The following is a 17,879-nucleotide window of genomic DNA, read 5'->3' on the forward strand; positions in this document are numbered from 1 at the left end:
CGGGCTACCTCGTGCGCATGATCTGGGCGGGATTGGCGCGGGGGTCGCGAGGCCTCCAAGCGCCGGCTTCCACCATGGCGAAGAACTCCGCCAGTGCGGCGTTGAAAGCAGCCGGCTCTTCAAGGTTGAGGGTATGGCCGGCTTTCGGCATCACCATCAGCCCACAGGCGGGAATGACGCGCTTCAGGAAGATGCCGGGCTGAAGGCAGTGATCGTCTTCATCACCGGAGATCACGAGGGTCGGCACCGGCATCGCGCGGAAGCGGTCCTCCAGTGCATAGAGCGAGGGCCGGCGCGCCTGCACGCCGCGCATGGTGTTGGCGGCTCCGAGCGCCGAGTGCTCGCCAAGCTGGCGCTGGAATTCCGCCCAGCCGCGCGGGTCCTTGTTCTGGAACTGCACGCGCGAGGCGCCCTCGGCATAGGTGAGCGCGAACCGCTCGCTGCCCTGTTCCAGGAAATTGGCCGCCACGGCTTCCGAGACGCCCCTGAAATAGGCCTCGTGCTCGATCTCGGCGCCGTAACCCGTGCCGGCCGCTACCAGCGAGAGCGCCCGGTCGGGAAAATCGAGGCCGAAATGCAGGGCGGCGAAGCCCCCCATCGACAATCCGACGACATGGGCCTTGTCGATGCCGAGGCTGCTTAGCACATCGGCAATGTCCTCGGCCGCGCGGGACTGGGAATAGGCCGCCACATCCTCCGGCACGTCGGAGGGCGGATAGCCGCGCGCGCCGAAGGTGATGCAGCGATAGCGCCGGGAGAAGAACCGCATCTGCGGCTCCCAGCTGCGGTGATCGCCGCCGAACTCATGAACGAAGATGACCGGCAGACCGCTCCCGGCCTCCTCGACATGCAGCCTCACATTGTCGCCGGTAGTGATGATGGTCATCGTTCGCCCTCCCTCTCAGAACAGCTCGGCCGGCGCATTCATGCCGCGTGCTGCCTCGACGGCCGACGGCAGGGCAGCGCAGAATTCGTCGATCCAGAGGTCGGGCACGGTGACGCTGACCTTCACGAAGCGGTCGCCGAAGGCCTTGGTGTGGTAGCTGCCCTGGCGGATCTGAATGTTGTGCCGGTCCAGCGCCGCGACCAGCGCCTCGGGCCGGATGCCGGCGCCCTCACATTCGATGATCAGGAAGTTGCCGTTGGACGGAAAGACCGGCACGTGCAGACCTTCAATGGCCTCGGCCGCCTCGCGCACCCGCTGCTGGCTATGCTGCTGTTTGGCGAGCACCTCGCCGAACCACTCGCCTTTCACCTTCAGCCCGGCAATGGCGCCGCGCTGGGCGAGTATGCTGGAGCCGAGATTGTTCGGCGGCGCGACGGCGAGCCGTTCCATCACGTCGGGATGGGCGACCAGCGCTCCGACCCGCAGACCCGCGAAGCCCAGCCATTTCGAGAAGCTCCACACGGTGATGGTGCGTTCAGGATAGTGATGGGCAGCCAGATGATGGCCATAGGCGAAATCGCGATAGGTGCAGTCGTGGATGAGCCACGCTCCTGCGGCACGGGCGATCTCCGCGATCTCGGCGATTTCCTCCGCCGTGCAGCATGTGCCCAGCGGGTTGTTGGGATCGACGATGTAGATCACGCGGGTGCTGTCATCGATCGCCGCGCGAAGCCGTTCCGGCGCCAGACGATAGCCGTGCTCGGCGCCATAGATCGGAATCTGCACGACGGCCGCGCCCGCCTCCCGGGCGAACGCCATCGGCCATGCCCAGGTCGGATCGGTGGTCACGAGGGTGTCGCCGGGTCCGAGCAGGGTGCGGCAGACATGATAGAGGCCGGAGACGGCGCCATCTGTGATGAGTGCGGCGTGGCCGGGCAGGCCAAGATCCTCGATAACGCCGTGGCGCAGTTCCTCCAGTCCCAACGGGGGAGCGTACGCATGGAAGTGATCGCCGTCGATGCAGTCCACCATCGCCGCGCGCACGCTGGGGTGGGCGGGATAATGATTGGTGTTCTGCCCCATCCAGCGCAACGCGGCGTTGGCGACAAGCCGGTCGAAATGCTGGTTGCGCCGTTCGAACCGGTGCATGGCGTGCCCCTCGACGCTTAGATGATGGACCGGCGGGACGCGATGCCGCCGTCGATGGTGACGATGGTGCCGGTAATGTAGCCGGCGCGGGGTGATGCCAGGAATACCATCAGATCCGCGACCTCCTCGGCAGAGGCGGGCCGCTTGCCGGGATATTTGGCAAACAGCTCTTCCCAACGGCTTTCGTCGTCATACCAATCGACCGCGCGGCGCTTCATCAGCTTGATCATGCGATCTGTGGCCACCGGCCCGGGATTGACGCCCACCACTCGCACGCCATGGTCGAGGCTCACGCCACCCAGCGCGCGGGTGAAGGCCATCAGGCTCGCATTGGCCGAGGCGCCGGCGATGTAGTTGGCGTCCCAGTTCTCTCCGGAATTGCCGATGTCGTTCACGATCACGCCGTGGCCGCGTTCCTGCATGCGCGGATAGAGCAACCGGGTGAGGTAGATATAGCCATGAACCTTGAGGTCCCAACTGCGGCGCCAGAGCTCGTCGGTGACGGTCATTAGATCGCCCGGGGGGATGTCGCCGGCATTGTTGACGAGGATGTCGACGTCGCCGCAGCGGCGGCCGAGTTCATCCAGAACGGCGGTGTCGGAGAGGTCGCCGGGATGGATGGCGACCTCTACGCCGAACTCGCGCACGATGCGGTCCCGGTTCGCCTCAAGCTCGGCGGCAGAGCGCGCGGCGAGGTGCAGCGAGCAGCCCTCGGCCGCGAAGGACAGCGCCGTAGCGAGCCCGATGCCCTTGGACGCCCCGGTGATGAGGACGACCTTACCCTCCAGTCCCAGCTTCATATTCCAACCCCGCCATTCTCGGCCGCGTTTGGCATGCCCGTCAGTTGGTTTGGCATGCCAATAATTGATTTTGGCATGCCAAACTTTCACAACATCCTCTGTCCGTCAATCAGCATCAGGCTGGTCATGCCCCAGCGCTTCGCTTAGAACGATGAAAACTCAGGCAGCGGCGGGCGCGCCAGGGTGTGAGAAAAACCGGAGTTTGGCATACATGGATCGCGCGCCGGCACCGCTTGGCTTCGTTTCCCGTGCGGCGGAAATTGCCGATCTCCTTGAGGCGGATATCCTGCGTGGCGCCCGCAAGCCTGGCGACCGGCTGGACGAGCGCCAGCTGGCGGAAGAGTTCGACGTTTCCCGCACGCCGATCCGTGAAGCCATTCAACGCCTTGTTGCGAGCGGCCTCGTCACGGTGCGGGGCCGCAGCGGAGCGGTGGTGGCGGAGCTTTCCGTCGCCGAGCTTCTCGACGGGTTCACCGTCGTCGCCAATCTGGAAGCGCTGGCCGCCGCGCAGGCCGCGCGCCGCGCCATTCCCGAGCATCATCGCCAGTTGCAAGCCATTCACGAACGCTGCGTCGACGCCGCGCGCCGCTCGGACGTTCAGGCGTTTTTCGAAGCGAACAACGATTTCCACGGCATGATCGCGGAGGCGAGCCAGAATCGCGTGCTGCAGGAACTGCTACGTGCGGCGACGCTGAAAACCTCGGCCTACCGCCATTATGTGACCTATCGGCCGGGGCGGATGCCATCGTCCATCCCTGAGCATCAGGGTATTCTCGACGCCATCATTGCCGGGGATTCCATGCTCGCGAGCCAGCGCATGCAGGGGCATGTCGCCCTGCTCGGCGAGGATCTGACGGACTTCCTGCACTTCCTCCAGGCGACCAAGAGCGCCTAATTTTTCCTCGGATTGCATGAAAGATATGCAAGCCTCAAAAACTCGCAAAATCGACCGTATGTGCGTTTGACGCTTGGGAACGCCGCTGTTACGGTTTTGGCATACAACAGTTCTCTTTTGGCATACCTGCCGGCGCCCCTATCGCCAATCAGGTTCATTGCGGCTTCGCCTGCGGCGATGGCCGGGGAGGCTCTTATGCTGGACAGACGTGTACTCATGCAGGGTGCCGCCGGGCTCGCGATCGCGGGCCCCTTCGCGACCTTCTCCAGTGGGGCGAAAGCCGCCGGTTCGGCCGTCACCGTCGCCGAAAGCGAGGGGCATGGCTGGACGGTGGTCTATGTGGCCGACGGGGCAAAGCTCTGGGCTCCCAACGCGCTTGATGTCACCGTTGCGAAATTCACCGCCGGCCGGCTGGCGCTCGATGCCGCGCTCACCGGTGCGGCGAATTTCTGCACCACGACGCAAAGCCCCACACTGCTCGCCGCCATGCGTGGGCTGAAGCCGCGGATCGTCGCGGATTTCAGCCGCTCGGCCAAAGAGATGCTGGTCGCGGCCAACCGCAAGGCCGGCGTCACCAAGCCCTCGGATCTGAAGGGCAAGAAGGTGGCAACCCGGATCGGGTCGAGCGGCCACTTCTTTCTCAACCAATGGCTCAAGCTCCACGGCATGACCCTGGCCGATGTCGAGGTGGTCAACATGGCCGGCCCGGAAATGGTCACCAGCGTTGTGCGTGGCGACGTCGCTGCTTTTGCGTGGGATTGGCTGTCTGCGGTCGCAGCCCAGCGCCAGGCCGGCGACGATATCATCATCCTCGACCGCGAGGGCATCGAGGCCATTTGGCGCTCGCATCTCATCTTCGTCGCCAATGAAGAGACGGTGACCAAGAGTCCCGAACTCGTGGAAGCCGCGGTCAAGACGCTGTTCGACGCGGAGGCATTCATTGCCAAGGATCCGGCCGAGGCACGGCGGATCGTGGCGGCACGCACGGCGACCTCCGAGGAAGACACGCAGAAGGGCATCGATCTCATTGATATCGACGTCCGTGTCGATTCCCGCCTGATCGATGTGATGGTCGCCGAGGCCGAATGGGCCATCGCGCAGAACATCGCCCAGCCCTACAGCGGCGATCTGCGCCAGTTGTTCGCCAGCCTCATCTATACCGATGCCATGCGCAAACTGCGGCCGGACCGGGTGAAGCTCTGAACATGGCGCCGTCGACCGCAGTCGCGTCGGCCGCCGGAGGCGGCCCTGCCGCCTTCCCACCGCTGTCTTCGCAAGGGCACGGTGGGGGCGGAAGCGTGACGGTGAACGGCGTGTCGAAGCTCTATGCCTCTGCCGATGGCGAGCCGAGCTGGGCGCTGCTCAACGTCTCCCTCGACGTGCGGCCCGGCGAGTTCCTCTGCGCCATCGGCCCCAGCGGCTGCGGCAAGACCACGCTGCTCAACATGATGGCCGGCTTCATCCAGCCCACCCGTGGTACGGTTCTGTTCGACGGCGCGCCGATCGCCGGGCCGGGCCCCGGTCAGGGGGTGGTATTTCAGGACTATGCGCTGTTCCCTTGGCTGACGGCGCAACGCAACGTCGAGTTTGGCCTGCAGATGCGCGGCGTCGGCAAGGCGGAGCGTCGGGACCGCGCGCGAAAGAGCCTCGATATGGTCGGCTTGCTTGCGGCGGCGGATCGCTACCCGTTCGAACTTTCGGGCGGCATGCGCCAGCGTGTGGCGGTCGCGCGGGCGCTGGTGAACGAGCCGCGTATCCTGCTGATGGACGAGCCGTTTGCCGCGGTGGACGCCCTCACGCGGGTGACGCTGCAAACCGAACTGCTGCGCATCTGGCAGGAGATCGGCTTCACCGTGTTCTTCATCACCCACAATATCGAGGAGTCGGTGTTCCTCGGCGACCGCATCGTCGTGATGGCCTCGCGACCGGGCCGGATCGAGGCGGTCATCGACAACCCGCTGCCGCGACCCCGCAATCGCGGCGAGGCCGCTTTCGGGGCGCTGTACGCCCGCGTCAACGATGCGTTTCACCGGCAGGGGGCGTGATCATGGCGGCCGAAAAGCACGACGTGCCGCCGGCGGCGGTCAATGCCAACCTCACCGAACGCGAGAAGCTGGAGATCGAGGCCAGCTTCCGCAACGAGATCGTGGCCACGCGGCACCGGCGCCTGAGGCGCGGGCTGATGTTCAACCTGATCGGCGTGCTGATCTTCCTCGCGGTCTGGGAGGTGCTGCCGCGCATCGTGCCGGGGGTGAACACCCAGATGTTCCCACCGCCTTCGGGTGTTATCGCGACGCTCTATGGCATGCTCGCGGATGGCCAGCTTGCCGCGCACGCCTGGTCCAGCCTGAAGCGCGTGGCCGCCGGCTTCGTCATCGGCTCATCCGCCGGCATCCTTGTCGGGCTCTTCACCGGGCGCCTCGCCTTGCTGCAGAGCATGTCGGATCCGGTCCTGCACGGCCTGCGCTCCATTCCGGCCATCGCCTTCGTCCCGCTCGCCATCGTGTGGTTCGGCCTCGGGGAAACACCAAAGATCGCCCTCATTTCCTGGGGCACATTCTTTCCGGTCTGGATCAGCACCTTCATCGGCGTGCGCGACGTGCCCAAGCTTTATATCCAGTCGGCGCTGAGCCTCGGTGCCGGCCCTCTGAACGTTATGTTCCGCGTCGTGCTGCCTGCCGCGCTTCCCTTCGTTTTCGCGGGGCTACGCCATGCCACCGCCGTGGCCTTCGTCATCGTGGTGGCGGCCGAACTGGTCGGCGCGAGCAGCGGGCTCGGCTACCTCATCTCCTTCTCCCATCTGGTATTTCGCATCGACATGATGTTCGTCGGCCTGCTTGCGCTGGGCGTCCTCGGCTTCCTTGCAGATGCGGCTTTCGCCGCGTTGCTGCAGCGCCTGTTTCCCTGGTACCGGGCGGAGCGTTCCTGATGCGTGCGGGTCGCAACAAGGCTCCCATGCGGCGCGCCGTCATTGTCGGCGGCGGCGCGAACGGCACATGGATGAGCGTTCAGTTGGCACAGTTGCCGTCGATCGGCGAGATCATCGTCATCGATCGCGACGGCCGGTTCGGCCGCGGCGTCGCCTATTCTTCGACCGCCGATCATCATCGCATCAACGTGCCGGCCGAGCGCATGGGCGGCAGCAGCCCGGACGATTCCCTTGGCTTCGCGCAATGGCTGCTCCGGTTCGGGCATGCCGAACCAGCGAATTTTGCCGAGAGCTTCGTGCCGCGGCGGCTCTATGGAGACTATCTGCGCGCCCAGCTCGACGCTGTGATCGCGCAGGGCAGGGTCCATTTGCGGCAGGCGATGGTGCAGGCCATCGAGTGCCGAGACACCGGCCATGCCGTCCTCCTCGACACGGGCGAAGAGATCGAGGCCGACGTGGTGGTGCTGTGCCTTGGTAATCCACCTCCGGGACAGATCGCGCGCATGGTGCCCGGCCCGCGTCTCGTTCCCGATATCTGGCGGGCGGGTGCGCTGGAGGCCGTCCTCCCCGAAGGCGACGTTCTGGTGATCGGAACCGGCGCCACTGCGGTCGACGCGGTGCTCGAGATAGCCTCTCGCGGCGTCCGCGGCCGCATACGCATGGTGTCGCGCCACGGCCAGCTTCCGTTGATCGACGAGCCCTCGGCGGCATGCGAGGCGGTGACGGGTATTCCGGTCGATACGGTTCGCGGCATGATGCGCGGCCTGCGGGCCGCTGTGGAGGAGCACGGCGCCCGGGGAATCGGCTGGCAGGCCGTCGTCGATGCGTTTCGCGTGAACGCGGTCGATATCTGGCTCAATCTGCCGGATGCGGAGCGGCGCCGCTTCCTGCGTCACCTGCGTTCGCTCTGGATGGTGCACCGCCATCGCCTGGCGCCGGATGTCGCCCTTCGCCTTCAGCGCCTGAGGGATATCGGCCGGCTTGAGATCATTACCGCGCGGGTGCTGGGCGGCGAACCGACATCGGACGGCTATGCCGTGGAGCTTCATCACTCCGGCAGGCCACCGGACGCTTCGGAGATGCTGGAGGTCGATTGGGCTCTCAATTGCACGGGCCCCGACGAGAACTATGCGCGCAGTCGCGATCCGCTTGTCGCCTCGCTGCTCAAGGGCGGGCTCGCGCGGCCCGGACCGCTAGCGCTCGGGCTCGATTGCGATCTCCAGCAGCGGTTGGTGAACAGCGAGGGGAAGGCCGTTCCCGGCCTCTACCTGGTCGGTCCACCGAGCCGGGGACGGTTCTGGGAGGTCACCTCCGCGCCGAGCGGGCGTGACCAATGCGTGGCCGTCAGGCGCGATGTGGATGTCCTGCTGAAAGCGCTTGCGGAGACGTCTCGCTAAAATCTATTAATTCGATGTATTATTATACAGGAGAGATTCATGACCGCCGACCTTGTCTCGCATGCGCTGAGTCGCCGCTCTCTGCTCCAGCTCGGTGCGGCGGGCGCGCTGGCTTCGACCTTCCCGTTCGGCGGCGCTGTGGCGGCGCAGATGGACGCGACATTGGCCTATGGCAGCACGGGTTATACCTGGGCGCTGACCTTCGTGGCGGAGGCGCTCGGCACCTGGAAGCAAAACGGCGTCAATCTGAACGTCGTGGATTTCCCCACCGGCCGCGAATCCATGCAGGCGCTGCTCGCCGGCTCTGCCGATTTCTCGACCTCGACCGACACCCCCTTCATCTTTGCCGCTCTGCGCGGGCTGAAGCCTATCGTGCTGGTGAACTACAGCCGCTATTCGCGCGACATGAAGATCGTGGTCAGCAAGGCGAGCGGCATCGATCCGAACAATCCGGCGAGCCTCAAGGGCAAGAAGATCGCGACGCGCGTCGGCACCAGCGGCCAGTATATGCTGGCCAAATATCTCGAAATGGCGGGCCTTGGTCTGAACGATGTGACGGTCGTCGACCTGTCGCCGAACGACATGACGGTCGCGACCGTCCGCGGCGATGTCGACGGCTTCGCGTGGACCGGGCAGGCCGCCGTCATCGCGGAGAAGCAGTCCAATGGCGCCGTGGCGGTCATGACGCAGGAGGGGCTCGACAAGTATTTCCAGAGCCATCAGCTGCTACTCACCTCGGAAAAGGTGATCAAGGAAAAACCCGCCTTGCTTGACGCCGCCGTGAAGTCGCTTCTCGGCGCGGAGGACCGTATCGCGGCGGATCCAAATTGGGCTTCGCTGATCGCCGAGCGGGTGCGTGCGCCTGCGCAGGAGATCACCGAGGCGACCAGCGTCTTCGAGTTCAAGATCGGCTTCGACGAACGCTTCCTTGACGATCTGGTGGCTCAGGCGGAATGGGCCATTGCCGCGGGCCTCGCCCAGCGCCCGGAGGGCGATCTTCGCGCGCTTCTGCGCGGCCTGATCTATGAAGGACCGGTCAAGGCCGTGAAGCCGGAACGGGTTACGATCTGACCGTGACCAGTCTTATTGAAGTGGAAGCCGTCTCGCAGATCTTCGAGACGCGTGAGGGCAAGGCGAACTGGGCGCTGTGGCAGGTGTCGCTTGAGATCGAGGCGGGCGAGTTCGTCTGCCTCATCGGCCCCTCCGGCTGCGGCAAGACCACACTCCTGCATCTCATCGCCGGCTTCATGAAGCCGTCCGAGGGCAGCGTACGCTTCGCCGGCGCCCCGGTCGGCGAGCCGGGCCCCGATCGCGGCGTGGTGTTCCAGGAATATGCGCTGTTTGGCTGGATGACCGCCCGGCAGAATGTCGAATTCGGCCTGCGCATGCGCGGCCTGGGCCGGGCGGAACGACGCGAGAAGGCCCGCGAGGCGCTGGCGCGCGTCGGCCTCGAACGGGCTCTCGACCGCTACCCGCACGAGCTTTCCGGCGGCATGCGCCAGCGTGTGGCCGTGGCGCGCGCACTGGTCAACGAGCCGCGCGTACTGCTGATGGACGAGCCCTTCGCCGCGGTGGATGCCATTACCCGGACTACGCTGCAGGACGATCTGGTCCGCCTTTGGCAGCAGACCGGGGTTTCCGTCGTCTTTGTTACCCACAATGTCGACGAGGCTGCTTTCCTCGCCCAGCGCGTCGTTGTGATGCGACCGCATCCCGGCAGTATCAAGCGCTCGATGAGCATCGATCTGCCCTATCCACGGCAGCGCTCTTCTGCCGAATTCGCGCAGCTCTACGCCCATCTCGGCGAGGCTTTGGGGGAATGACCATGGCAGTCGATACTTCCTCCGCCGAAACCGCGCATCGCGTTGAACTGGAAACCGCGTTCCTGGATGGCCGCCACCGCGCCCGGCGGCGGCTGTTCTTCGTGCGTGCCGGGCTCAATCTGTGCGGCGTCGCGCTGTTCCTGCTGGCCTGGGAAAGCGTTCCCTGGCTGTTCCCGAGCATCAACCGGGTGCTGTTCCCCACGCCTTCGGTGGTGTTCGCGACCTTCTGGCCGATGCTGATCTCCGGCGAGATCCCGACGAATATTAGTGTCAGCGTGCGCCGCGCCGCCACCGGCTTTCTGCTGGCAACCGTGCTGGGCATCGCGGCGGGCGTCTTCACCGCACGTTCGCGCCTGACCGAATACCTCACCGAGCCGCTTCTGCACGGTTTCCGGTCGGTACCGGTGATCGCGCTCGTGCCACTGTCGGTGCTGTGGTTCGGCATCGGCGAAGGCGCCAAGGTCGCGCTGGTGGCAACCGGCGCGTTTTTTCCGATCTGGATCGCCACCTTCATCGGCGTGCGCGACGTCAACCTCGTCTATCTCCGTTCGGCGGCGTGCCTCGGCGCGGGCCGGCTGGCAACCATGTTTCTCGTGGTGCTGCCGGCCGCGCTACCGCTCATCCTCGCCGGCCTGCGGCAGGCCATGGCGATTTCGCTCATCGTGCTCGTGGCCGCCGAACTGTCGGGCGCCACCTCGGGCGTCGCTTATATGATGTCGATGGGCCACCAGTTGTTTCGCGTCGACATCATGTTTATCGGCCTGATGCTCCTTGGCACGCTCGGCTTCGCGTTCGACCGGCTGTTCGTGTGGCTGACCCGCCGCCTCTTCCCCTGGTACGTCAATTGAGCCTCGCGCGATGAGCGACCCCGCCGATCTGATCCTGCATAACGGCAATATCCTCACCTTCGATCCCGCGCGCCCGTCAGTCCGCGCGCTGGCGATCCGGGGGGGCAGGATCGTGGCGAGCGGGGGCGACGACATCCTCGAAGGCTGGGCGGGAGCCCAGACCCGGCGGATCGACCTCGACGGCCGTTTCGTCATGCCGGGCTTCAACGACACCCATGCCCATATGGAGCGGGAGGGGTTGAAGCTTCAGCGCCTCTCGCTCTCCGGCGCTGCCTCGGTGGCCGAAATCCTGGCGCGGATCGCCGCCGCCGCCCGGGCGACGGCACCCGGCGAGTGGATCGTCACCATGCCGGTGGGCGAGCCTCCCCACTATTTCGATGCTGTCGCCGGCCTGACCGAGCGTCGCATGCCGACCCGCGACGAACTCGATCGCGTGGCCCCGGACAATCCTGTCTATATCCCCGGTCATTTCGGAAATTGGGGCGTGCCGCCTGGCCACACGGCGCTCAATTCGCGGGCGTTGGCCCTTAACGGGCTGAACCGCCACAGCTGCCCGCGTTGCCGGGGGGTGGATTTCGTCTGCGACGAGGTCACCGGAGATCCGACCGGCGCGATCATCGAGCATAATGGCCGCCCCACCGTCGAATTCGATATGCTCCCCGCCGTGCCACGCTTCGATTTCGAGGCGCGGCTGGAAGGTCTGCGGCGTTCCATCGCTCTCTACCACGCCTGCGGCACGACCAGCGTTTATGAAGGTCACGGCTCCGCGCCCGAAACCATTTCCGTCTATCGGGCGCTGTGGGAGCGCGGCGAGCTGACGATGCGTACCGGGCTTTGCGTCAGCCCAAGCTGGTCGAGCGTCGCCGAGGCCAGGCGCGTGATGCGCGATTGGCTGGCCTATGCGCGGGGCAAGGGATTGGGCGATCCATGGCTCAACATTTCCGGGGTTCACATCGCTTATGGCGGCGATCCCATCGTGGCCGAGCTGGCGCGCGCCGATCTACCGAATACCGGCTGGTCCGGCTTCGTCGAACAGGCCTACACACGTGAGGAATTTCGCGAGGTGTGCTTCCTCGCGGCGGAGCACGACCTGCGCCTCAACACCATCGTTTCCGATCAGCTGCACGAAATCGTGCCGGTGCTTCTGGCCATCAACGAGCGCTATCCGCTCGCGGGAAAGCGATGGGTGATCCAGCATGTGGCGCGCGCGCGAATGGAGGATCTCCAGGCGCTGAGGGCGCTCGGCGTGATCGTCACCACCATCCCGACCTATTTCCTCTGGAAAGGCGGTCATGCCTATCTCGCCGAGCCGGATGGCGGCGATCTGGTCGTTCCCCATCGCCACATGCTCGATTTGGACCTGCCGCTCTCGATTGCGACCGACAACATCCCCTACGATCCGTTCTTCACGCTCTGGGTGACGATGGCACGGCAGGAGCGCAAGACGGGCCGAACAATCGGCCCTGGCCAAAGGCTGGACGTCGAAACGGCGCTGCGATTGTTTACAGTCGCCGGTGCTCAGCTCACCTTCGACGAGACGTGGAAGGGACCCCTCGCGCCCGGCTTTGCCGCGGATCTCGCCGTTCTGTCAAACGATCCCCGAGTCCTCGCCCCCGAAGAGATTCGACAACTCCGGTGCGAGATGACGCTGGTCAACGGAAGTCTCGTGCATGGTGTCGGCGAGATCTAGGTGGGGTTAACTTCTGAGTAGATTGCTTTAGGCGACCATCGACGTCGCGCCGACCGAGCATCCAAGCACATGCCTTGCCCTCGGAAAGACAACCGTGGATTCAGCACGCTCATCGCGAAATTCTCCGCGCTTTTTATGTGCTCAGCACCGTCCCTTAGCATTCCAGCATACTGTCAATGCGCCAGCCGCCGACACTGGATCGTTTCGGTCCGCTTGTTTGGGCAGTTCGAGTCCTGAGCGCTCCGCCATTTTCCGCCGACTGCCCTCTGCTGCTTGATCCTGCCGTCGATTGCAGTACACCGCCAAGTGGTTGGGCCCCAGGCCTCAGACGGCCCATCTGCATCGTCGGCATCTCTTTGGGCGCACTTCTGGTGGCGACGGTCCGCATGAGGTCCCGCAGGGCGGAAATTGGCCGTTATGGTGGGCGACGCCGGGAATGGCCGTGAGCATGGATGGCGCGCGCGCGAATCTGGCTGCGTCTGCCCTACAGCTGGGCCCATTCGTACCGTCTCAGCGGCACGTACGGGCCGGCTAATTCACGCCCGCGGGCCTCGTCTCTTACTTTCGGTAGATTGACCGGCGCCTCGAGCTCTTACACCCTCGCGTCCGAAAAATAGGCACGCACAAGAGGGAAGCATTCATGAGCAACTCCTTGGATCACGCCTTGCGCCAGCGGGCGCTGCGTGTGGTTCCCGGCGGCATGTGGGGGCACATGCACGCCAAGGACCTGCCGGAAGGCTATCCCCAGTTCTTCGCCCGCGCCGAGGGCACGAAGCTCTGGGACGTCGACGGCAACGAATATCTCGACTTCATGTGCAGCTGGGGCCCGATCATCCTCGGCCATCACCACCCGGAAGTCGACGCCGCCGCCTTCGCGCAATACCAGCAGGGCGACGCCATGAACGGCCCCGGCGAGACGATGGTCGAGCTGGCCGAACTGATGGTGGAACTCATTCCCCATGCCGACTGGGCGCAGTTCGAGAAGAACGGCACCGACGCCACCACCACCGCGGCGACCATCGCCCGCGCCGGCACCGGACGCCGCAAGATCCTCGTCGCCAAGGGCGCCTATCATGGCGCCGTGCCATGGTGCTCGCCCTCCCTCATCGGCGTCACCGCCGAGGACCGGGCGCACATCCTCACCTATGACTACAACGACATCGACAGCCTGAACGCTGCCGTGGCGCGGGCCGAGGGCGACCTCGCCGGCATCATCGTCAGCGCCTTCAAGCATGACTACGGCAAGGACCAGGAGCTGCCGACGGTCGCGTTCGCCAAGGCCGCCCGCGCCGCCGCCGCCGCCGCCGACGCCGCGCTGATAGTCGACGACGTGCGCGCCGGCTTCCGGCTCTCGCTCGGCGGCAGCTGGGAGCGCGTCGGGGTGCGCCCGGACCTCTCCGCCTGGTCGAAGTCGATCGCCAACGGCTTCGCGCTTTCGGCGGTGACCGGAAACGATCGCTTTCGCGCGGCGACGCAGTCCATCTTCACCACCGGCTCGTTCTGGTGTGGGGCAATGTCCATGGCGGCCGCCGTGGCGACGCTGAACATCCTGCGCCGCGACGACGCCGTCACGCACATGGAGACGATGGGCACCGCGCTGCGCGAGGGTTTCGCCGCCTTGAGCGCCACCCACGGCACCCCCATCCGCCAGACCGGCCCGGTGCAGATGCCGATGGTGCTGTTCGACGACGATGCGGACTGTCGCAAGGGCTTTGCCTTCTGCGCGGCGGCGCTGAAGGCGGGGGTCTATTTCCACCCGCAGCACAACATGTTCCTGAGCGCGGCGCACACGCCCGAAGACATCGCTCGGGCGCTCGAGGCCGCCGAACTGGGCTTTCGCGCCGTGCGCGCCCTCGCACCGGCCGCCGCTTAAGCGACCCGGAGCGTTTCCGTTCCCCGTCCCATTCGTCCGGAGATATTGCCCATGGCCCGATCTTCCCGATTTGCCCTCTCCACGAGCTTTGCCGCCTCGCTGCTTGCGTCAGTCTTCTTCATGCCGATGGCTGCGCAGAAAGCGACCGCCGCCGATGGCCCGCTGGTCGTGGCGCGCGCCATGGACATCAACTCGCTCGATCCTGCGCGCGGCTATTGCGACACCTGCCAGATCTACCTCTCGGCGGTCTACGCAACGTTGCTGACACTCGCCGCCGACAACCAGACCATCATTCCCAGCCTCGCCAAGAGCTGGGAAGTGAGCCCGGACGTGACGACCTTCACCTTCCATCTCGACCCAGCCGCCACCTTCTCGGATGGCAGCCCGGTGACGGCGGCGGATGTGAAGTGGTCGCTGGAGCGGCTGAAGAACGTCAAGGGCGGACCATCCTATCTGATGGACAGCCTGAAGTCGGTCGAGGCCAAGGACGACAAGACCGTCGTCATTACCACCTCGACGCCGAATTCCGAGTTCCTCGGCATCCTCGCGGCTCCCTATACCGGCATCATCAACTCCAAGGTCGCCTCCGCCAACGGCGCCAACGCCAAGGACGATGCGGCGACCTCCGACACTTCCGACACCTGGTTCCTCGCCAATTCGGCCGGCGCCGGCCCGTTCGTGCTGGAGAAGTATACGGCGGACGACTCGCTGCGCCTCGCCCGCAACGAGAAATACTGGGGCAAGAAGCCGGCGGTTTCCGGCGTGGTGCTGAAGCAGACCGCCGACGCGGTGACGCAGGCGCAGATGCTCCAGTCCGGTGCCGCCGACATCGCCATGCAGGTCGATCCCGACACGGCGAAGACGGTCTCGGCACCTGACGCCACCTTCAAGGCCGTGCCCTCGTTCAACTATGTCTATGCCGCCATCAGCCCGGCGGCCAAGGGCGCCCCCGTGCCGCTGACCAAGGAGGTCCGCGAGGCCATTGCCCTGGCCCTCGACTACCAGGGCCTCATCGACTTCACCGTCGGCGGCGACGGCAAGGAACAGTCCTCGGCTATCCCGAACGGTTATCCCGGCACCAAGGACCTGCCCGCGCCGGTGTTCAACATCGAGAAGGCAAAGGAGTTGCTGGCCAAGGCCGGCCATCCCGACGGCTTCGCGATGGAACTCGAATTTCCGGCGATGAATGTCTACGGCGTCGACCTCTCCCTGCTCGCGCAGAAGGTGCAGCAGGATCTCGGCAAGGTGGGCATCAAGCTGTCGCTGAAGCCGGTGCCCTTCACCGTGTGGGCGAGCGACATCGACGATCCTGGCGTGCCCTTCGCTCTCGGCTTCTTCGCGCCGGACTATTTCGGCAGCGCCCAGTATGTGCAGTATTTCGGCATGATGCCGGACATGCCATGGGCCAAGCGCGCCGGCGTCGGCAAGGTGCCCGGCCTCGACGGCAAGGAGCAGCTGGCCATGTACCAGAAGGCCCTCGCCGCGACCGATACCGCCGGGCAGGAGACGGCCTATCACGACCTCGCCATGAAGATGATCGACGACAAGATCATCCTGCCGCTGGTGAGCCCCAACCTCGTTCTCGCCTATCGCAACGATGTGAGCGGCGTGCGCTACAGCGCCTGCTGCAACCTGCCGCTCGGCGAAATCGAAAAGAAGTGAGGGGTTGAAACTGCCATGCTGAAGGTCGTCGTGCGGCGATTGCTGGTGATGCCGTTCCTGCTTCTCGGGATCGTCACGGCGACCTTTTTGCTGGCCCAGTTCACCAAGGGCAACCCTCTCATCTCCATCATTGGCGCGCGCAATCTCGACAATGCCGAGATCGTCGTCGCCGCCAAGGCGCGCTGGGGGCTCGACGGCTCGGTGCCGGAGCGCTACGCGACCTATGTGTGGAACCTCGCTCATGGCGATCTCGGCACCTCGTTCCGCACCAAGCAGCCGGTGCTGACCGACCTCGCCCAGCGGCTGCCGGCGACACTCGAACTGGTCATCTGCGCGATGATCATCGGCGCCGTCGGCGGCATCGTCCTCGCCATCGTCTCCGCCGAATTCAAGAACACCTTCGCCGACCATCTGGCGCGGCTGGTGGCGCTCCTGGGCTCCTGCCTGCCGGTATTCTGGCTCGGGCTGATCGCGCTCTTCCTGTTTACCGTGCAGACTCAAATGCTGCCCGGCCCCGGACGGCTCGACATCCGTGCCGTGGCGCCGCCCACCGTGACCGGCTTCATGCTGGTCGACACGCTGCTCGCCGGCAACTGGGGCGCCTTCGTCGACGCGCTCCGACATCTCGTCCTGCCCGCGCTGGTGCTCGGCTGGTCGGTCATGGGCATCATCACCCGTATGGTGCGCGCCTCGATGCTCGACGTGCTGGGGCAGGACTACATAACCATGGCGCGGGCCAAGGGGGCGGGGCGGCTGCGGGTGCTGATCCACCACGCGCTCGCCAATGCGCTGATCCCAGCGCTGACCATTCTCGGCTTCACCTTCGCCTATCTCATCACCGGCTCGGTGCTGGTCGAGACGATCTTCTCCTGGCCCGGCATCGGGTCCTACGCGGTTGATGCGGCGCGCAGCCTCGACTATCCGGCGATCACCGGCGTGACCATCATCGGGGGGCTCGGCTTCCTCATCGCCAACCTGCTCACCGATATCGCCTATGCCGCGGCCGACCCGCGCATGCGGGAAGCCGGCTGATGCTGTTCAGTCCCCCCGTCCGCGCCGCCGAGCGGCCCCGGCCGCGCCTTTCGGCCGGCATCGGTCGTGCTTTCCGGCGCCTTGGCTGGTCGCATCTGCCGCTGATCTTCGCGATCGTCGTGCTGGTCGGGCTCGTCGTCATCGCCATCACCATTCCCTGGTGGACGCCCTACGATCCCGTCGCCCTCGCCGGCCGCCGCCTGCAGCCGCCGAGCGCCGCTCACTGGCTCGGCACCGACGCTCTCGGCCGCGACGTGCTGGTGCGCACGCTCTATGGCACGCGCTACTCGCTGCCGATCGCCGCCGCCGTGCTGGCCGTCGCGGTCGGCCTCGGGGTTGCAATTGGCGCGCTGGCCGGCTTTCTCGGCGGCTTCGTCGACAATGTGCTGATGCGGCTCGCCGACATCACGCTGGCCTTCCCCCCCGTGCTGCTCGCCATGGCGATCGCCGCCTCGCTAGGGCCTGGGCTGGTCAATACGGCGCTCGCCCTCATCATCGTGTGGTGGCCCATCTATGCGCGCCTCATGCGCGCGCAGGTGCTCAACGTGAAGAAGCTCGACCATGTCGATGCGGCCATTGTCGGCGGGGTGAAGCCGGGTCGGCTGCTGTTCCGGCACATCATGCCGCTGTGCTGGAGCCCGATCTTCGTCAACATGACCATGGATGTCGGGCAGGTGATCCTGCTTGCCGCTGGCCTCAGCTTCATCGGCCTCGGCGCCCAGCCGCCCACCCCCGAATGGGGACAGATGATCGCCGAGGGCGCCTCCAACTTCTATTGCTGGTGGATTGCGCTCGGCCCCGGCATGGCCATTTTCCTCGTCTCCCTGTCCTCCAACTTCCTCGGCGATGGCCTGCGCGATTTTGCCGACCCGCGGAGCCGGCAGTGAGGAGAGGA

At 65.6% G+C, this 17,879-nt stretch carries 16 protein-coding genes; 13 read left to right on the top strand and 3 right to left on the bottom strand.

The features are described 5' to 3' along the window. Positions 1–4: 4 nt before the first annotated feature. The 3 genes from VRZ77_RS02085 to VRZ77_RS02095 are packed head-to-tail and all read right to left on the bottom strand — an operon-like array spanning position 5 to position 2,835. The gene (locus VRZ77_RS02085; RefSeq protein ID WP_414591051.1) at positions 5–886 is read right to left on the bottom strand and encodes an alpha/beta fold hydrolase; all 882 of its coding nucleotides are present in this window, start codon (positions 884–886) and stop codon (positions 5–7) included. Between the two features lie 15 nt (positions 887–901). Beyond that, positions 902–2,035: a pyridoxal phosphate-dependent aminotransferase gene (locus VRZ77_RS02090; RefSeq protein WP_414591052.1), complete on the bottom strand. Its 1,134-nt coding sequence runs from the start codon at positions 2,033–2,035 to the stop codon at positions 902–904. 17 nt (positions 2,036–2,052) lie between these two features. Further along, positions 2,053–2,835: an SDR family oxidoreductase gene (locus tag VRZ77_RS02095; protein ID WP_414591053.1), complete on the bottom strand. Its 783-nt coding sequence runs from the start codon at positions 2,833–2,835 to the stop codon at positions 2,053–2,055. Between the two features lie 151 nt (positions 2,836–2,986). On the opposite strand from VRZ77_RS02095, the gene VRZ77_RS02100 reads away from it, so the two are divergent. From VRZ77_RS02100 to VRZ77_RS02160, 13 genes are all read left to right on the top strand, one after another. Then, positions 2,987–3,730 (top strand): GntR family transcriptional regulator, encoded by a 744-nt coding sequence (locus tag VRZ77_RS02100; protein ID WP_414591054.1) that lies wholly within the window; start codon positions 2,987–2,989, stop codon positions 3,728–3,730. Between the two features lie 216 nt (positions 3,731–3,946). Further along, positions 3,947–4,933 (top strand): ABC transporter substrate-binding protein, encoded by a 987-nt coding sequence (locus VRZ77_RS02105; protein ID WP_414591055.1) that lies wholly within the window; start codon positions 3,947–3,949, stop codon positions 4,931–4,933. A 2-nt stretch (positions 4,934–4,935) separates the two neighbouring features. Next, positions 4,936–5,775, top strand: a complete 840-nt coding sequence (locus VRZ77_RS02110) for an ABC transporter ATP-binding protein (protein WP_414591056.1) — start codon at positions 4,936–4,938, stop codon at positions 5,773–5,775. 2 nt (positions 5,776–5,777) lie between these two features. Beyond that, positions 5,778–6,659: an ABC transporter permease gene (locus VRZ77_RS02115; RefSeq protein ID WP_414591057.1), complete on the top strand. Its 882-nt coding sequence runs from the start codon at positions 5,778–5,780 to the stop codon at positions 6,657–6,659. Continuing rightward, positions 6,659–8,056 (top strand): FAD/NAD(P)-binding protein, encoded by a 1,398-nt coding sequence (locus tag VRZ77_RS02120; RefSeq protein WP_414591058.1) that lies wholly within the window; start codon positions 6,659–6,661, stop codon positions 8,054–8,056. Before VRZ77_RS02115 ends, VRZ77_RS02120 begins: the two co-directional genes overlap by 1 nt. A 39-nt stretch (positions 8,057–8,095) precedes the next feature. Further along, positions 8,096–9,127 (top strand): ABC transporter substrate-binding protein, encoded by a 1,032-nt coding sequence (locus VRZ77_RS02125; protein ID WP_414591059.1) that lies wholly within the window; start codon positions 8,096–8,098, stop codon positions 9,125–9,127. A 2-nt stretch (positions 9,128–9,129) separates the two neighbouring features. After that, entirely contained in the window at positions 9,130–9,879 is a 750-nt protein-coding gene (locus VRZ77_RS02130; protein WP_414591060.1) for an ABC transporter ATP-binding protein, read from the top strand. A gap of 2 nt (positions 9,880–9,881) precedes the next feature. Then, positions 9,882–10,727, top strand: a complete 846-nt coding sequence (locus VRZ77_RS02135; protein WP_414591061.1) for an ABC transporter permease — start codon at positions 9,882–9,884, stop codon at positions 10,725–10,727. A 10-nt stretch (positions 10,728–10,737) separates the two neighbouring features. Beyond that, a complete protein-coding gene (locus tag VRZ77_RS02140) occupies positions 10,738–12,417 on the top strand; it encodes an amidohydrolase (RefSeq protein ID WP_414591062.1) in 1,680 nt (559 codons plus the stop codon). 640 nt (positions 12,418–13,057) lie between these two features. Beyond that, positions 13,058–14,290 (top strand): aminotransferase class III-fold pyridoxal phosphate-dependent enzyme, encoded by a 1,233-nt coding sequence (locus VRZ77_RS02145; RefSeq protein ID WP_414591063.1) that lies wholly within the window; start codon positions 13,058–13,060, stop codon positions 14,288–14,290. A 51-nt stretch (positions 14,291–14,341) separates the two neighbouring features. After that, entirely contained in the window at positions 14,342–15,952 is a 1,611-nt protein-coding gene (locus VRZ77_RS02150) for an ABC transporter substrate-binding protein (protein ID WP_414591064.1), read from the top strand. A gap of 15 nt (positions 15,953–15,967) precedes the next feature. Continuing rightward, positions 15,968–16,984, top strand: coding sequence for an ABC transporter permease (locus VRZ77_RS02155; protein ID WP_414591065.1), 1,017 nt, complete (start codon positions 15,968–15,970; stop codon positions 16,982–16,984). Then, positions 16,984–17,871, top strand: a complete 888-nt coding sequence (locus tag VRZ77_RS02160) for an ABC transporter permease (protein ID WP_414591066.1) — start codon at positions 16,984–16,986, stop codon at positions 17,869–17,871. Before VRZ77_RS02155 ends, VRZ77_RS02160 begins: the two co-directional genes overlap by 1 nt. Positions 17,872–17,879: the final 8 nt, after the last annotated feature.

Source organism: Ancylobacter sp. G4_0304 (assembly GCF_047501495.1).
In the GTDB taxonomy this organism is placed as follows: Bacteria; Pseudomonadota; Alphaproteobacteria; order Rhizobiales; family Xanthobacteraceae; genus Ancylobacter.

Bases quoted from the DNA above. Each gene is read 5' to 3' on its own strand.
- VRZ77_RS02085 (WP_414591051.1), bottom strand. From the start codon at position 886: ATGACCATCATCACTACCGGCGACAATGTGAGGCTGCATGTCGAGGAG.
- VRZ77_RS02090 (WP_414591052.1), bottom strand. From the start codon at position 2,035: ATGCACCGGTTCGAACGGCGCAACCAGCATTTCGACCGGCTTGTCGCC.
- VRZ77_RS02095 (WP_414591053.1), bottom strand. From the start codon at position 2,835: ATGAAGCTGGGACTGGAGGGTAAGGTCGTCCTCATCACCGGGGCGTCC.
- VRZ77_RS02100 (WP_414591054.1), top strand. From the start codon at position 2,987: ATGAAAACTCAGGCAGCGGCGGGCGCGCCAGGGTGTGAGAAAAACCGG.
- VRZ77_RS02105 (WP_414591055.1), top strand. From the start codon at position 3,947: ATGCAGGGTGCCGCCGGGCTCGCGATCGCGGGCCCCTTCGCGACCTTC.
- VRZ77_RS02110 (WP_414591056.1), top strand. From the start codon at position 4,936: ATGGCGCCGTCGACCGCAGTCGCGTCGGCCGCCGGAGGCGGCCCTGCC.
- VRZ77_RS02115 (WP_414591057.1), top strand. From the start codon at position 5,778: ATGGCGGCCGAAAAGCACGACGTGCCGCCGGCGGCGGTCAATGCCAAC.
- VRZ77_RS02120 (WP_414591058.1), top strand. From the start codon at position 6,659: ATGCGTGCGGGTCGCAACAAGGCTCCCATGCGGCGCGCCGTCATTGTC.
- VRZ77_RS02125 (WP_414591059.1), top strand. From the start codon at position 8,096: ATGACCGCCGACCTTGTCTCGCATGCGCTGAGTCGCCGCTCTCTGCTC.
- VRZ77_RS02135 (WP_414591061.1), top strand. From the start codon at position 9,882: ATGGCAGTCGATACTTCCTCCGCCGAAACCGCGCATCGCGTTGAACTG.
- VRZ77_RS02140 (WP_414591062.1), top strand. From the start codon at position 10,738: ATGAGCGACCCCGCCGATCTGATCCTGCATAACGGCAATATCCTCACC.
- VRZ77_RS02145 (WP_414591063.1), top strand. From the start codon at position 13,058: ATGAGCAACTCCTTGGATCACGCCTTGCGCCAGCGGGCGCTGCGTGTG.
- VRZ77_RS02150 (WP_414591064.1), top strand. From the start codon at position 14,342: ATGGCCCGATCTTCCCGATTTGCCCTCTCCACGAGCTTTGCCGCCTCG.
- VRZ77_RS02155 (WP_414591065.1), top strand. From the start codon at position 15,968: ATGCTGAAGGTCGTCGTGCGGCGATTGCTGGTGATGCCGTTCCTGCTT.
- VRZ77_RS02160 (WP_414591066.1), top strand. From the start codon at position 16,984: ATGCTGTTCAGTCCCCCCGTCCGCGCCGCCGAGCGGCCCCGGCCGCGC.